Raw genomic sequence first — 14,495 nt, 5'->3', positions numbered from 1 at the left:
GCTACAAGATCAGCCCGCTGGGGCGACGCCGCAGCGGTGACTGTTCCTGCACCGGCATCGAATTCGGCGGGACAGGGTAGGGCGCACCGGCGTTGAGCGTCCCCGCGGCCACGTTCGGCCCGCACTGCGCGATCGCCGCCTGCAGGCGTGGCCCGGGGTCCGTCATCGCGGGAACGCCGGCGTTCGGCGCCGACGAGAAGTCGAACACCGACGTCATGTCGCCGACGGCGCCGCGGCGCCACWCGGTGAGATTGGGGACGGGCACACCGAACCGCTTCTCCAGCAACCGGAGCTGCGACGTGTGGTCGAACGTGTCGGACGCGACGAGGCCGCCGCGACTGTACGGCGAGACGATCAGCGACGGCACCCGGAAACCGAGACCGATCGGACCCGGATTGTTCTCGCTCTCCGACACCGTGTTCAGCGGAACCGTCAGATATTCACCCGGGGTGCCCGGCGGCGGTGTGGGCGGGGTGACGTGGTCGAAGAAGCCGCCGTTCTCGTCGTAACTGATGATCAGCGCCGTCTTCTCCCAGATCGCCGGGTTCGACGTGAGGATGTCGAGTACCTCGACGATCCCGACCGCGCCCGCGGCCGGGGGCAGCGCCGGATGCTCGCACGTGAAGACGTTGGGCACGATCCAGGACACCGCGGGCAGCGTGCCGTTCGCGACGTCGGCCCGGAAGTCGTTCGGGTACGTCGGATCGAGACCGCGGCGAGCGAGTTCCGAATTCGGGTCGCTGTACTGCGTGAAGCAGCCGAGCATCCCGTCGAGCGCGACACTCGACACGGGGCCGAGGTCCTTGTTGGCGTACACCTTCCAGCTGACGCCTGCCTCCTGCAGGTTCTCCGGATAGGTGCGCCAGGAGTAGGCGAACCTGGGGATCACCGTCGGCGTCTCGACCAGCGGCCCGCCGGCCAGCCCGTCCGGGTCGATCGTGCCCGTCATCCAGTACAGCCGGTTCGGGTCCGTCGGTCCGAGTACCGAGCAGAAGTAGTGGTCGCAGATGGTGAAGGCGTCGGCGAGGTCGTAGTGCACCGGGATGTCGGCGCGCGTGTAGTAGCCCATCGTCGCGGGACCGTTCAGCGGCCCCTCGTGCGCGATGTGCACCGGCATCCACCGGTCCATCGCGCCGCCGTTCCACGCGTCGTGCTGCGGACCCCACGAATGGGTGGGGTCGTTGATGCATTCGCCGTCGAGGTGCGTGCCCTGCGTGGTGTCGAGCCGGAACGGGTTGAGAAACCCGGTCGGGGTCGGACCGGCACCCGGCGTCCAGCCGTACTGCTGCCACGCCGGTGACGGGTCGTCGAAGCCGCGCACCCCCGACAGCGTGCCGTAGTAGTGGTCGAACGAGCGGTTCTCCTGCATGAGGTAGACGAAGTGCTCGATGTCGTTCAACGACCCGCTGCCGCCCGGGTCCTGCGCGTAGGCGCGGTCGATCACCGGGCCCGCCCACGAACTGAGGAAGGCGGCGCCACCGGCCGCAGCGGCGGAGGCGAGGAACTTGCGTCGTGAGATGTCCGATGCCGGGGTCACGGATCGTGACGGTAGTCGCTGCGGATGCCGCCCGCCCGGCGAATGCGCAGGTTGCTCTACTGCGGGCCGACGGGCACGTCACCTTCCAGTGTGATGCGGTGCATGACACGGTGCTGGGTGCCGTAGTCGCGGTTGGCGTAGTGCGCGGTGCTGCGGTTGTCCCACAGGACGAGGTCGCCGAGGCGCCAGCGGTGCCGCACGATGTGCTCGGGTTTGGTCAGGTGTGCGTAGAGGAAGTCGAGGATTCCCCGGCTCTCCGCCTCGGACACTCCGGCGATGTGGGACGTGAAGCCCGGGTTCACGAAGATGCCCTTGCGTCCCGTCTCCGGGTGAACCCGCACGACGGGATGCTCGACAGGCACGAGCGCGGTGACTTCCTCACCGTCCCAGACGTTTCCCTTGCCGCCACGCTTCTGCGCGAGGTAGTACCCGAACTCGCGGTTGCCGTCGTGCACCGCGGTCAGCTGATCGATCATCTGCCGGACCGGCAGCGACAGCGACTCGTACGCGAGTTGGCTGTCGGCCCAGTTGGTGTCGCCGCCGTGCGGCGGGAGGACGACGGGACGGAGGATCGACCCCAGCGGCGGTCGCTTCATGAACGTCACGTCCGTGTGCCACACGTCGGCGAAACCGTTGTCCTGGCTGTCGAGGGCGTACACCTCCTGCGCGACGTCGCCGCTGTCGTGGACGGGGTGCCCCGCGGTGAGCCGGCCGAGACGGCGACCGAACTCGATGTGGCTCGCGTCGCCGAGTGACTGACCGCGCAGGACCAGCACCTTGTGTTCGGTCAACGCCGAACGGATCGCGGCCACCTCGTCGTCGGTGGCGGACGCGACGTCCAGGCCGATGATCTCGGCACCGAAGTGGGGGCCGAACTTGTCGAGCGTCAGCGACGGTGTTCTGGTTTCGAATGCAGTGCTCATGATGTCTTTCCGCGAAGGTGATGGTGCCTGGAGACGGGCGTACCGGCCCGGACCTGCGAACGCGGAGAATGCGTGAGGAATGACCGGATGCCGGAGGCTACCGAGGAGTGGACAGCACGCGGTACGCGCGCCGGACCATCAGCAACAACAGATGTTGGCGCACGTACGGCACAGGTCGACGGTGAGGCGTCGCACCAGGTGAGTCGTATGCACGACGCAATTCCTACCGGATGGGAGGGAAATGAGCAAGCTCGGGGCAATCGGCGGCGATCAGCTCCAGCGCGCCTGGCCGCCGTCGAGCGGGATGGTGGCACCGGACAGGTACCCGGCGTCGGGGCCGACGAGGAAGACGACGGCACGTCCGATGTCCTGCTCGCAATCACCGATCCGGCCGAGCGGGATCGACTTCACGAACTCGGCGGCCTCCTCGGGATTGTTCTCCGTCCACCATTTCAGGCCCGGGGACAGTGCGTGCGGCGCAATCGCGTTGACGCGGATTCCGTCGGGTCCCCATTCGCTGGCCGCGGTCCGGGTCAGCGAGCGCATCGCCTCCTTGGTGGCCGCGTAGAGCCCGTAGCCGCTGGTGTCCCACCGCACCGCCGAGGAGCTGACGAGGTTGATGATCGAGCCGCCGCCACGCGCCTTGAGGTGCGGGTAGCACAGCTGCATGAGGAACAGGGTGGCCACTGGGCCGACGGCCATGGCGCGGTCGAGAAGTTTCGGAGTGATGTCGAGGAGCGGTCCGAGTGCGCTCGCGTTGGCGTTGTTGACGAGGATGTCGATGCCACCGAACGCATCCACGACGCGGTCGACCATCGGGCCGAGCTGATCGCGTTTGCTGACGTCGCAGACGATCGGCTCGGCGACGCCGCCGAAGTCGGCGATGGCGGCGCACGTGTCGACGAGTTTCGACTCCGTTCGCCCGACCACCGCGATTCGGGCACCCTCCTTGGCCAGCGCGAACGCCATACCGGCGCCGACGCCCTGACCGGCGCCGGTGATCAGTGCGACCTTGCCGTCCAGTGTCCCCATCACGAGTCTCCTTTGCCGGGTTCCGTGTCGGCTGCCCACCGGTTGGACGTCAGCCGGAAGCTGGGAATGTCGGCCAGCGACATCACCGCCTCGTAGGTGCGCTCGTATCCGGTGTGGGCGATCCGCCATCGGTCGTCGGGCCCGCGGACGTAGCGGTCGGAGTAGAATGCCGCCCCGCGCAGCACCATGTCGTGTTCCGGGATCAGCACGGTGTCCGACAGATACCAGCGTCCGGTCGCCGTGTCGCCGTCGACGTCGATCTCCGGGTGACCGCAGTGGTGCTCGGTGATGGTCTGCGGCCCCAGATTCGACTTCATGAATTCGACGAGCGCGTCGCGCGACTCGAACGCGAGATGCTCACCATAGTTCGCCGTTGCGTCGGGAAGGAGCGTGTCGGCGAACTCGTCCCAGCATTTCGTGTCCAGGGCCCGCAGATACGCGTACTTGAGCCTGCTGATCGCGGCGACGGCCTCGAGATCCACGGAATTCACCCTTCGTCCGCCCCCAAAACTGACACCTGTTCTACCACGGATCGTCAGGTGTGGGGGCGGACTCGGGGATTACCGGCCGACGCTGCCCGCGGCGCTCATCGGCTGACGCTGCCCGCGTCGACCGGCAGGGCGACGGACGTGATGTAGCGCGCCTCGTCCGAGGCCAGGAACAGCGCGGCGTTGGCCACGTCGACCGGCTCGATCCACGGAATCGACAGCATGTTCATCGTCACGGCCGCCGCCGCGAACTCTTCGCGGGTGGGGTGCTCGAGGTCGGGCCGGAACGCCCGCCGCACCATGTCGTTCTGGATCATGTCCGTGTCCACGTTCGTGGGATGCACGCTGTTCACCCGCACCCGGTGCGGCGCGAGCTCCTTGGCCAGCGACCGCATCAGACCCACCACCCCGTGCTTGGCCGCGGTGTAGTGGGCGACGCCGACGAGCCCGCGCAGCCCCGCGATGGAACTCGTCAGGATCATCGCCCCGCCGCCCCGCTCGATCAGGTGCGGCGCCGCCGCCTTGCACGTCTGCCACACCCCCGTCAGATTGACGTCGAGCATCGTCTGCCACGTCTCGGCGTCGAGGTCCAGCGCGGCACCCGAGGACGTGATGCCTGCCGTGGCACACACGAAGTCCAGCCCGCCCAGCTCGCCGGCCGCCGCAGTGACCGCCTCGGCGAGCACCGCGCCGTCACGCACGTCCACCTGCGCGGTCACGATCCGGCGGCCCGTGTCCCGGACCAGTTTCGCGGTCTCCTCGAGGTCCTCCGGACTCGCCGGTGGCGTCACCACCGTGCCGACCGGGCCACACAGGTCGACAGCCACGACGTCCGCGCCCTCCTGTKCGAACCGCAACGCCTGCGCCCGGCCGACCCCGCGTGCGGCACCGGTGACCAGGACGACTCTTCCGTTCACTCGACCTGTCATCTCTACACCTTCTGGGTCAGTCCGGCGTCGACCACGAGTTGTGTGCCGGTGATGTATCGCGATTCGTCCGAGGCCAGGAACAGCAGCGCATTGCTGACGTCCCGCGAGTCCAGCCACGGGACGGGCAGCATGTGGTTCGCCGCGAGGACGGGGACGACGTCGTCCCGGGTCGGATTCTCGAGGTCCGGCCGCAGCCGTGCCATCGTCTCCGGGTTCAGGGTCATGCGGGTGCCGACGGCGCCGGGGTGCAGCACGTTCACCCGGATGAACTGCGGTCCGAGTTCGTTGGCGAGGGTCCGGGCCAACCCGACCACGGCGGTCTTGGACGCCGAATAGTGGGCGGCCCCGGCCACCGCCTTGATACCGGCGGTCGAACTGACGATCACGACGGAACCGCTGCCGTCCCGCATCGCCGGGACCGCGGCCTTCGCCGTGTTCCACACACCGGTGAGGTTGACGTCGAGCGATCGGTGCCAGACCGCGTCGTCGATCGTCCACGCCGGGCCGGGGTTGTCACAGACACCCGCGTTCGCGACGACGACGTCGAGGGGTCCCAGTTCCGCGACTCCGGCGTCGACGGCTGCCCGCAACGCCGACGGGTCACGCACATCGGCATGGGCGACGACCGCGCGCCGGCCGAGTTCGCCGACCAGCCTTCCGGTTTCGGCGAGATCCGCCTCGGCCGACGGCAGATCGACGACGACGACGTCGGCGCCCTCCTCCGCGAGCCGGACCGCGTGACTGCGTCCCATGCCGTTCCCGGCACCGGTGATGAAGGCGACCTTGCCTGCCATCCGTGACATCGGTTGTCCTCTCTAGTCCAGGCGGCCGGGAGTCGGGTAGCTGCGCAGGGAGAGCCCCACCCGCCCGTCCTCCACCGCGTCGTCGATCGATCCGCGCAGCGCGCCGCAGGTGGGGACGAACATCGAGTGCTCTCCCTCCTGCGCACGCCGTGCGAACTCCGGGCAGGTCTGCTCGGCGTCGCCCAGCCACTGCACGCTCGTGTGCGCCTCGCTGTATTTCTCCACGAGCACCGCGTTACCGCAGCGCCGGCATTCGACCGGAAGCACTCAGCTCACCGCCCCGGCTGCGTGCCGGGCGCCGACCCAGCCGAACACCATCGCGGGACCGATCGTCGCGCCCGCACCGGCGTAGTCGTTGCCCATCACGGACGCCGACGTGTTGCCGGTGGCGTAGAGCCCGGGGATCGGTTCGCCGCTGCTGCGGCACACCTGGCTGTGCTCGTTGCACACGAGCCCGCCTTTGGTGCCGAGGTCGCCTGCTTCCATCCGCACCGCGTAATACGGGGCCTTCTCCACCTCGTCCATGGTCGGGTTGGGCAGTCGCGGGTCGCCGTAGTACCGGTCGTAGGCGCTGTCGCCGCGACCGAAGTCGGCGTCGACCCCCGCACGCGCGAAACCGTTGAACCGGGCGATCTCCGCGGTCAGCGACTCCGCGGGAACGCCCATCTTCTGCGCGAGTTCGCCGAGGGTTGCGGCGCGTTGCATCAGCCCCGTCTCGAACCACTCGGCGGGGAACTTCTGCCCGGGCATCACACCACCGAACTGGTAGCGGCTCTTGGCCTTCGAATCGAAAACGAACCACACCGGGTCGTGACCACCGGCGATCTGGTCGTGGACGAACGACACGTACGGGGACGCCTCGTTGGTGAACCTCTTGCCGTTCTGGTCGACGATCAGCGACGGCGGAATCGACCGCTCCGACACCAGGACGTGCATGATGCCGTCCGGCCGCCGGAACGACGGCATCCACCACGCGTCGTCCATCAGATCGACGGCCGCGCCGACCTGCTCGCCGGCGACGATTCCGTCTCCGGTGTTGTCGGGTGAGCCGGCGCTGTAGTTGTCCTTGCCGCCTTCCCGGAGGAACCGCTTGCGCATCTCCTCGCTCTGCTCGAACCCGCCGGTGGCCATCATGACGCCGCGGCGGGCGCGCACGCGCAGTTCCCGTCCCCCGGACTCGACCACCGCGCCCGTGACGGCTCCGGATTCGTCGGTGACCAGACCCTTCAGCGGGGAATTCAGCCACAGCGGAACCTCGGCCTCCTGGAGCGTGAGCCGCAGACGCCCGACGAGGGCCTGCCCCAGAGTCTCCATCCGCCTGCGCCGCAGCATCGCCACGACCGAACGCCAGCCGACGCCCAGCGCGGTCCTGCGTCCGGCCCAGGTGCGGAAGACCATGTTGAGGTGACGGAACTCGGTGGACGTCATGTACAGCCCACCGGGCATCGCGAGGGAGTTCGGCCGCTGCAGGTCGCCGTCGGCGCCGAGCTGGTTCATGTCGAACGGCAGCGGTTCGACCGTCCGCCCTTTCGGCCGTCCGCCCACGTTCTCGGGGTGGTAGTCGGAATAGTCCTCGCACCAGGAGAACCGGAGATGCGGGCAGTTCTGTTCGAAGAACCGCATCATGGCCGGCCCCTGCTCGATGTACGCGTCGAGGCGCTCGGCCGGCACGCTGTTGCCGACGATCGACTCCAGGTACTTCCGGACGTCGTCGGGGTCGTCGGCGCGGCCTTCACGGACGAGGATCGGCGAGTTGGGAATCCACAGGGCGCCACCCGACAGTGCCGTCGAACCGCCGTACACCCCGGACTTTTCGACGACGAGGGTGTCGAGCCCTCGCTCGGCCCCGGCGAGGGCGGCGGTCATGCCACCGGCACCGCTGCCGATCACCAGGAGATCTACCTCCCGGTCCCAGTTCTGCTCGTCTACGCTCATCGTGCACACCTTCCGAAGTGGTCTCGATCACACTCTGCCGGTGTCAATTGCTGTTTCCCACAGCCTTTCCCGCGGAGCGGGAGACAGCGCGGCTAGGTGGCCGCGGTGAAGATGCCGAGCCCGCCGCGGTACACCAGGAGCGGCGGCGCATCCCTGAGCACGTCCAGACCGGTGACGCGCGCGACGACGATGGTGTGGTCGCCGGCGTCGTGCTCGAATTCGACGGTGGCCTGCACCTGGGCCAGCACACCGTCCAGCGCAGGGGCACCGTTGCGGGCGTGCGACCACCCGACGTCGGCGAACTTGTCGGCGCCGCTGGTCGCGAACGTCCCGCACACGTCGCGCTGGTCGTGGGCGAGGACGTTGACGCAGATGTGTTCGCTCGCCCGCAGCCGCGGCCAGCTGGTCGACGTCCGTGCGGGGCTGAAGGACACGTACGGCGGGTCCAGCGACAGCGACACGAAGGACTGACATGTGAAGCCGTGTAGGCTCTCGCCGTCGTGCGCGGTGATCACCGTGACTCCGGTGCAGAAGTGGCCGAGCACCGACTTGAGCTCGGCGGGGTCGATGCGTCGTGCCGTCGGCGGCACGGGTTCTTCGGTTCGGGTCATCGTGTCTCCTCGGATCGACGGGTTGCGTTCAGCCTGGCCGCGGCGCCTGCAGGCGGGGAATGCCCCGTCCCGCCCAGCGGCAGGGTTTCGCGTGTCCGGCAGTCGGCGCACGGTTGATAGGCTCGGGAAATGCCATCGTCCGACCCCACACAGAGCTCCGGGTTCGCCGGCCTCCGATCGACGAGCTGGCCGGTACTCGGCATCCTGTCGTTCGGCGAGGAACTGTCCGGCTACGACCTGAAGAAGTGGGCGTCGTACAGTGTGCGTTTCTTCTACTGGAGCCCGTCCTTCAGCCAGGTGTATTCGGAGCTGAAGAAGCTGGAAGACCTGGGATACGTGACGTCCCGGACCGTCGTGGACGACGAGGCACGGGTGAAACCCAAGCGCCTGTACAAGATCACGGACGCGGGCATGGCCGTCATGCGCAGCTGGGCGCGGGAGGCGCCGATCGATCCGCCCGTCCTCAAGCACGGCGTGATGCTGCGCATGTGGCTCGGTCACCTCACCGAGCCGGAGCAGCTCAAAGATGCCCTGAAGGAGCACATTTCGTACGTGGAGGGGATGAGCAGGCAGGCCGCGCTCGACGCCCGCGATTCCGACGTCGAACCGACGTGGGCGTTCGCGCACATGGTCAACAAGTGGTCCGAGCGGTACTACGCCGCCGAGAGCGAGCTCGCGAAGCAGATGCTCGCCGACATCGACGAGGCCGTCGAGCGGATGCACGGTGAAGGGACGCCGGAACATCCCGGTGTGCCGAAACCGACCGCATCGCATTCGATCCGGCGCTCCCGCGAGGCGCAGAAGGAGTACCAGGCCGCGATGAAGGCGGCACGGGACGCGGACGACGAGACGGAGCGCGAAGACTAGTCGGACGGAGTCCGCACCGGTTCGGCCACCAGATTCCGGAGCCGAGGCCACAGTTCCCGCCGCGCGGTCTGCGCCGCGGCCATCGCGTCGATCGTCAAGAATCCGTGGAACATTCCCTCGACCCGCCGGCACTGCACGGGAACACCGGCGTCGGCGAGCGCCGCGGCGTACTTCTCCCCCTCGTACCGGAGGGGATCACGTTCGGCGGTGATCACGATCGCGGGCGGAAGCCCGCCGAGGTCCTCGGCCCGGACCGGGGCGGCGTAGGCGGGTACGGTCTCGCGGTGGGTCGGCAGGTACTGATCCCAATACCATTGCATCGCAGAGCGGGTGAGGAAATGACCCTCCGCGAACAGCTCGTAGGACTCGGTGTCGAAGACCGGTTCGATGACRGGGTAGATCAGCAGCTGCCCGGTGACGGCGGGGGCCTCCCGGTCCCGGGCCATCAGCGCCGCGACCGCCGCGAGATTGCCCCCACTGCTGTCGCCGGCGACGAGAAGACGATCCGGATCTCCGCCGAACTCGCGGGCGTGCCGCGCGACCCAGCACGTCGCGGCGTAGGCGTCGTCCGCTGCGGCGGGCCACTGCGATTCCGGGGCGAGTCGATAGTCGACGGAGACGACGACGGCGCCGATCCCGTTGCACATCGCGCGACAGAAGCCGTCGTGGCTGTCGAGGTCGCAGATCACGAACCCGCCGCCGTGAAAGAAGACGACGACGGGCAGGGATTCCGCGGGATGCCCTGCCGGCGAATAGATCCGCACGGCAATCGGTCCAGCCCCGCCGGGGATCTCCCGGTCGCGCACACTACCGACCGGCTCGGGGTCGGCGACGGCCTTGCGTCCCGCCCTCGTCGCCGCCCGCGCCTGGGCGCCCGTCATGGTCTCCACCCGGGGGAAGTTCTCGTTCAGTCCCCGGAGGATGGTCTCGGCCTGCTCGTCGAGCGGCATTCGTGCTCCTTCGTCCCGCCTCAGGCGGAGTATCGGTCGGCGCGGCCGGCGGCCGGCGTCGCGGTCGCCATGTAGTTGCGCCAGGTGCCCTTGGCGGACATGCGGATCGGCGCGGTCAGGCGGTGATCGAGCTTGATCTGGCTGCTCGGACCGCACACGGAGATGGCCGCGACCACGTTGTCGTCGGCGCCCACCGGCACGGCGACGCAGCTGACGCCGACGAGATCCTCTTCCCGGTCGTACGCCGCTCCGCGTTCGCGGGTCTTCTGCAACTCGGCACGGAACGCCGCGGGCGAGTCGATGCTGAATCGTGTGCTGCGGGGCAGACCCGCTTCGACGACGCGGTCGACCACGGACTCGGGCGAGTGGGCCAGCAGCACCTTGCCGACGCTCGTACAGTGCGCGGGCTGGCGGCCGCCGACGCGGGACGGCAACCCGACGCCGAACCGTCCGGCGATCTTCTCCAGGTAGACGACGTCGATCCCCTCGAGCACCGCGAGGTGCACGGCGTGCCCGGTGAGCCGGTGGAGTTCGTGCAGGAACGGCAGGGCGGCCCGGTGCAGACGGTCCTGGTGCACGGCCAGCGACCCGAGTTCGAACAGCCGCATGCCGAGTTCGTAGTCCCGGCCTTCCCGGCGGAGCCACCGCAGCTGGACGAGACGTTCGAGCATCCGGTGTGCGGAGGAGCGCGGAAGCCCCGTGCGGCGCACGATCTGCGCGAGCGTGAGCCTGCCCGGGCCGTCGAAGGCGTCGAGGAGAAGGGCGGCGCGATCGAGGCCGGCGGTGGGGGTGGGGCTGAGTGTCGTCGTCATGGGGACCTCCGTAGCGGCGCTGCTCGGTGCGGCGACGCGGTGTGTGACTGGCGACACTTACTATAAATAGGCATATACCTATTTGCAATAGTGCTGGCTGAACGGCCCCGAACAGCCCCGAACAGCCCACAGGCCCGGTGCACGCATCGAGTGGATACGCACACCGGGCCCGGACACCCCTTACATCGCCGCCAGCGGCTCGCTTCCGGACCAGTCGTGGCCCCAGTAGCTGTCCGCGGTGATCTCCTCCGCGGAGTAGTACTTCTCGTCCACCTTCATGCCCTCGGTGCCGAACTCGATGTCCCAGCCGCCGGGGGCACGCACGTAGAACGACACCATCTTGTCGTTCGTGTGGCGGCCGAGGGTCGAGGAGACGGAGAACCCGTCCTTGACGACGCGGTCGAGCGCCTGGCCGACGGCGTCGAGCGTGTCGACCTCCACCATGATGTGCACCAGTCCCGGCGCCCCGCCGTGCGGTGCCGGGCACAGCGCGAGGCTGTGGTGCCGCTCGTTGACACCCAGGAAGCGCACCCGCATCGGACCGAACTCCGGCGGTGCCGGGATGCGGAAGGCGCCGCGGGGCAGGAATCCGAGCACCTCGGTGTAGAAGTCGAACGCGCCGCTGAAATCCATCACCGGCAGCACCACGTGGCCGAGACCCTGCGCCCCCGTCACGAACTTCGCGCCGAACGGGGTGACCACCGGGCTGTGGTCGAGGACGGCGCCGTGGAAGACCTCGATCGTCGCACCGGTCGGATCCTGGAACGTGACGACCTCTTCGACGCGGCGGGCGTCGGCCTCTTCCACCGACAGCGGTTTGACGGCGATCCCGGCGCCCTCGACCGCCTCCTGGACGCGGACCAGACCTGCATGATCGCGGACCTCCCACCCGATGGTGACGACTTCGTCCGTCTCGCCCGGCACGATCACGATGCGGGCCGCGCGCTCGTCCATGCGGAGGTACAGGGCGTCCTCGTCCGGGCCCGATCCCTCGGCGAATCCGAGCACGTCGAACGCGAACGTGCGCCACCGCTCCAGGTCGTTGGTCTGGATCTTGACGTAGCCAAGCCCCTTGATATCTGTCATGTGTTGTCCTTCTGCTGTTTTCGAGGTCCGACGGCGGTCAGATCATCGACTTGAGGTTGTCGGCCGGGTCGAGGCCGAGCGAGCTGAGCGCGGAGGCGTGGTAGACGGTGCTCGGGACGTGGATGGCGTGCGCCAGGCCGGCGTGCGCGTCCCGCCAGTACCGCTGCAGCGGCTTGTCCATGCGCAGCGCGTTGCCGCCGGAGCGGGCGAAGATCTGGTCGACGGCTGTGACCGCACGCCACGCGGCACGCACCTGCGTCCGGCGCCCGGCCGCGCGGTCCTCGAACGTGACCTCCCTGCCCGACTCGACGAGGTCCCAGATCCTGTCGACGTTGGCGAGGAGTTCCTGGCGGGCGGCATTGATGTCGGCCGCGGCCTCGCCGACCGCGAACAGCACGTAGGGGTCGTCCTTGATCGCGGTGCCCTGCGCTCCGACGCGGTCGCGCTGGTAGTCGAGGTGAGCGGCCAAGGCGCCCTCGGCGATTCCCACCACGGCGGAGGAGATTCCGAGCGGGAACATCGTCGACCACGGCATGTTGTACAGCGTCTCGGTGCGCCCGAACTTCTGCACCGCGGTGCCGTTCATGACCTCGTCGGCGTCCATCACCCGGTAGTCGGGGACGAACGCGTTCCGGACGATGATGTCCTTGGAACCGGTGCCCTTGAGGCCGACGACGTTCCATGAGTCCTCGACGATCTCGTAGTCGCTGCGCGGCAGGATCATGTGCAGCATCTTCGGCGGCAGGGCCATCGCGCCGTCCTTGTCGCCGAGCATCGCGCCGAGGAAGATCCAGTCGCAGTGATCGGTTCCCGACGAGAACTGCCAGCGTCCGCTGAAGAGGTAGCCGCCGTCGACCGGGGTCGCGATCCCGGTCGGCGCGTACGGCGAGGCCATCCAGGTGTCGTTGTCGGCCGCCCACACCTCGTCCTGCACCTTCGGGTCGGCGAACGCCAGCTGCCAGGGGTGCACGCCGACGATGCCGCACACCCAACCGGTCGCCGGGTCGAGGGACGCGGCGGCCATGACCGTCTCCGCGAACTCGCGCGGATGAGCCTCGTAGCCGCCGTACTTGCCGGGCTGGAGCAGCTTGATCGGCCCGGCCTCGCGGAGCTTCTTCGCCGTGTCGTCGGGCAGCCGGCCGATCCGCTCGGCCTCGGGCGCCTGATCGCGGAGCTGATCCGCGATCGCCATGATGTTGTCGAGAACCTCGTGGGTCATCTGTCGTGTCCTTCTTTTCGGAGCCGGGCTCAGGCGTTGGTGTCGAGCGGCACGACGCCGTTGGCGAGGTTGTCGGCGACTTCCGCCTCCCAGCTCTGCACCGCCCTGGTGGTGTCGATCTCGAATTCGAAGCGCTTGGTCATGTCGTCGGTGATGTCCTCGACGTCCACGTAGAACTGCTGGTACCAGCGACGCAGCTGGTACACCGGCCCGTCCTCCTCCGACAGCAGCGGGTTGTCGATGCGCGACTTGTTGAGCCAGATGTCGACGTCCTGCTTGAACCCGAGTTCCACGCCCTCGGCGAACTGCGCCGCCATGCCGTTCGCCACCTCGTCGGACAGCCCCTCGGGCTTCTTCACCATGGCGCCCCACTGCAGGACGAACGAATTCGCGGTAACCGGGTAGTGGCAGTTGATCAGCACAGTCTCGATCATCATGCCGTTCGCTTCGCTCCACAGCTTGTCGATCATGTAGGACGGGCCGAAGTACGACGCGTCCGAACGCAGCGTCGAATTGGGGTCGTCGTAGCTGGTGCCCACCGAGATGTCGTGGCGGGGCGTCGACTGCATGTACTGGGTGGCCACGTGCCCTTCGAAGACGTTCTTGAAGTAACGCGGGAACGAGAAGTGGACGTAGTAGAAGTGCGCCATGTCGACCACGTTGTCGACGATCTCGCGGCAGTGCGAGCCCTCGACGAGCAGCGAATTCCAGGTCCAGTCGGTCCATTCAGGGGAGCCGAATCCCTCGATCTCGGGAATCGTCACGTCGGCGGGCGGCGGGTTGCCCTGCGGGTCGTTCCAGACGTAGAGCTGCCCGTTGCGCTCGATGGTCGTCCAGGCCCGGGTCCGCGCCAGCGGCGGGACGCGTCGCGCATACGGGATTCCCGTGCACTTGCCGTTGCCGCCCCAGCGCCAGTCGTGGAAGGGGCACGCGATGGAATCGCCCTTCACGGTGCCGTGCGCCAGGTTGCCACCCATGTGACGGCAGTAGGCGTCGAGCACGCTGAGGGTCCCGTCCGAGGTTTCGAACACCACCAGCGACGTCCCGAACGCATCGACCTGATGCGGGGCACCGTCCCTGAAGGTGTTCGCCAGACCCAGGCAATGCCACCCACGCGCGAAACGCGTTGGTGCCGATCCCACTTCGATCATCCGGACTTCGTCGCCGTCAACGGCACTGTTGCGCGCCATGTCTACCTCCGCCTCGCTGTACGTCAAGAACACCCTCGGGGTGTGGTGTAGCTCATAGTCTTCGCGACGGGTCCGCAGCGGTACCCGACTCTCCCACTCAGCGAGAGGCTTTC

The 14,495-nt window shown here is 68.2% G+C and carries 15 protein-coding genes; 1 reads left to right on the top strand and 14 read right to left on the bottom strand.

The window, feature by feature from the left end:
• Nucleotide 1: 1 nt before the first annotated feature.
• From AC1D1G_RS14955 to AC1D1G_RS14915, 9 genes are all read right to left on the bottom strand, one after another.
• Nucleotides 2-1,537, bottom strand: coding sequence for a phospholipase C (locus AC1D1G_RS14955; protein ID WP_477952664.1), 1,536 nt, complete (start codon nt 1,535-1,537; stop codon nt 2-4).
• Between the two features lie 56 nt (nt 1,538-1,593).
• Nucleotides 1,594-2,460 carry a TauD/TfdA dioxygenase family protein gene (locus AC1D1G_RS14950; protein ID WP_009475163.1) on the bottom strand — a complete coding sequence of 289 codons (867 nt, stop codon included), beginning with the start codon at nt 2,458-2,460 and terminating at the stop codon, nt 1,594-1,596.
• 270 nt (nt 2,461-2,730) lie between these two features.
• On the bottom strand, nt 2,731-3,492 hold the full coding sequence (locus tag AC1D1G_RS14945) for an SDR family NAD(P)-dependent oxidoreductase (protein WP_005258951.1): 762 nt from the start codon (nt 3,490-3,492) through the stop codon (nt 2,731-2,733).
• On the bottom strand, nt 3,492-3,974 hold the full coding sequence (locus AC1D1G_RS14940) for a nuclear transport factor 2 family protein (protein WP_477952681.1): 483 nt from the start codon (nt 3,972-3,974) through the stop codon (nt 3,492-3,494). The genes AC1D1G_RS14945 and AC1D1G_RS14940 overlap by 1 nt, the downstream gene beginning before the upstream one ends.
• A 104-nt stretch (nt 3,975-4,078) precedes the next feature.
• Entirely contained in the window at nt 4,079-4,909 is an 831-nt protein-coding gene (locus AC1D1G_RS14935; RefSeq protein WP_477952661.1) for a mycofactocin-coupled SDR family oxidoreductase, read from the bottom strand.
• A gap of 2 nt (nt 4,910-4,911) precedes the next feature.
• Entirely contained in the window at nt 4,912-5,712 is an 801-nt protein-coding gene (locus AC1D1G_RS14930) for a mycofactocin-coupled SDR family oxidoreductase (protein ID WP_477952660.1), read from the bottom strand.
• 12 nt (nt 5,713-5,724) lie between these two features.
• The gene (locus AC1D1G_RS14925; RefSeq protein WP_005258959.1) at nt 5,725-5,979 is read right to left on the bottom strand and encodes a hypothetical protein; all 255 of its coding nucleotides are present in this window, start codon (nt 5,977-5,979) and stop codon (nt 5,725-5,727) included.
• Nucleotides 5,980-7,647, bottom strand: coding sequence for an FAD-binding protein (locus AC1D1G_RS14920; protein WP_477952658.1), 1,668 nt, complete (start codon nt 7,645-7,647; stop codon nt 5,980-5,982).
• 92 nt (nt 7,648-7,739) lie between these two features.
• The gene (locus AC1D1G_RS14915) at nt 7,740-8,258 is read right to left on the bottom strand and encodes a flavin reductase family protein (protein WP_477952657.1); all 519 of its coding nucleotides are present in this window, start codon (nt 8,256-8,258) and stop codon (nt 7,740-7,742) included.
• A 129-nt stretch (nt 8,259-8,387) separates the two neighbouring features.
• Between AC1D1G_RS14915 and AC1D1G_RS14910 the strand changes: the two genes are divergently transcribed.
• Nucleotides 8,388-9,125 (top strand): PadR family transcriptional regulator, encoded by a 738-nt coding sequence (locus AC1D1G_RS14910; protein ID WP_271209576.1) that lies wholly within the window; start codon nt 8,388-8,390, stop codon nt 9,123-9,125.
• Here AC1D1G_RS14910 and AC1D1G_RS14905 read toward each other — a convergent pair.
• The 5 genes from AC1D1G_RS14905 to AC1D1G_RS14885 all read right to left on the bottom strand — a co-directional run bounded on the left by AC1D1G_RS14905 (nt 9,122) and on the right by AC1D1G_RS14885 (nt 14,382).
• On the bottom strand, nt 9,122-10,075 hold the full coding sequence (locus AC1D1G_RS14905) for an alpha/beta hydrolase (RefSeq protein ID WP_283354396.1): 954 nt from the start codon (nt 10,073-10,075) through the stop codon (nt 9,122-9,124). The genes AC1D1G_RS14910 and AC1D1G_RS14905 overlap by 4 nt on opposite strands.
• A 20-nt stretch (nt 10,076-10,095) precedes the next feature.
• A complete protein-coding gene (locus AC1D1G_RS14900) occupies nt 10,096-10,887 on the bottom strand; it encodes an IclR family transcriptional regulator (protein ID WP_283354395.1) in 792 nt (263 codons plus the stop codon).
• Nucleotides 10,888-11,067: 180 nt separating this feature from the next.
• Nucleotides 11,068-11,973 (bottom strand): biphenyl-2,3-diol 1,2-dioxygenase, encoded by a 906-nt coding sequence (gene bphC, locus AC1D1G_RS14895; RefSeq protein WP_164059770.1) that lies wholly within the window; start codon nt 11,971-11,973, stop codon nt 11,068-11,070.
• A gap of 37 nt (nt 11,974-12,010) precedes the next feature.
• Entirely contained in the window at nt 12,011-13,192 is a 1,182-nt protein-coding gene (locus AC1D1G_RS14890; protein ID WP_283333741.1) for an acyl-CoA dehydrogenase family protein, read from the bottom strand.
• Between the two features lie 29 nt (nt 13,193-13,221).
• Nucleotides 13,222-14,382, bottom strand: coding sequence for a 3-ketosteroid-9-alpha-monooxygenase, oxygenase component (locus tag AC1D1G_RS14885; RefSeq protein WP_037182512.1), 1,161 nt, complete (start codon nt 14,380-14,382; stop codon nt 13,222-13,224).
• Between the last annotated feature and the right edge of the window lie 113 nt (nt 14,383-14,495).

Source organism: Rhodococcus sp. P3_B8, assembly GCF_056402775.1.
Note: the sequence above shows the minus strand (reverse complement) of the source record. Positions and strands in the feature narration are given on the sequence as shown.

Coding starts and splice junctions, on each gene's coding strand:
- AC1D1G_RS14900 (WP_283354395.1), bottom strand. CDS start 10,887: ATGACGACGACACTCAGCCCCACCCCCACCGCCGGCCTCGATCGCGCC.
- AC1D1G_RS14890 (WP_283333741.1), bottom strand. CDS start 13,192: ATGACCCACGAGGTTCTCGACAACATCATGGCGATCGCGGATCAGCTC.
- AC1D1G_RS14910 (WP_271209576.1), top strand. CDS start 8,388: ATGCCATCGTCCGACCCCACACAGAGCTCCGGGTTCGCCGGCCTCCGA.
- AC1D1G_RS14915 (WP_477952657.1), bottom strand. CDS start 8,258: ATGACCCGAACCGAAGAACCCGTGCCGCCGACGGCACGACGCATCGAC.
- AC1D1G_RS14945 (WP_005258951.1), bottom strand. CDS start 3,492: ATGGGGACACTGGACGGCAAGGTCGCACTGATCACCGGCGCCGGTCAG.
- AC1D1G_RS14885 (WP_037182512.1), bottom strand. CDS start 14,382: ATGGCGCGCAACAGTGCCGTTGACGGCGACGAAGTCCGGATGATCGAA.
- bphC (WP_164059770.1), bottom strand. CDS start 11,973: ATGACAGATATCAAGGGGCTTGGCTACGTCAAGATCCAGACCAACGAC.
- AC1D1G_RS14950 (WP_009475163.1), bottom strand. CDS start 2,460: ATGAGCACTGCATTCGAAACCAGAACACCGTCGCTGACGCTCGACAAG.
- AC1D1G_RS14930 (WP_477952660.1), bottom strand. CDS start 5,712: ATGTCACGGATGGCAGGCAAGGTCGCCTTCATCACCGGTGCCGGGAAC.
- AC1D1G_RS14920 (WP_477952658.1), bottom strand. CDS start 7,647: ATGAGCGTAGACGAGCAGAACTGGGACCGGGAGGTAGATCTCCTGGTG.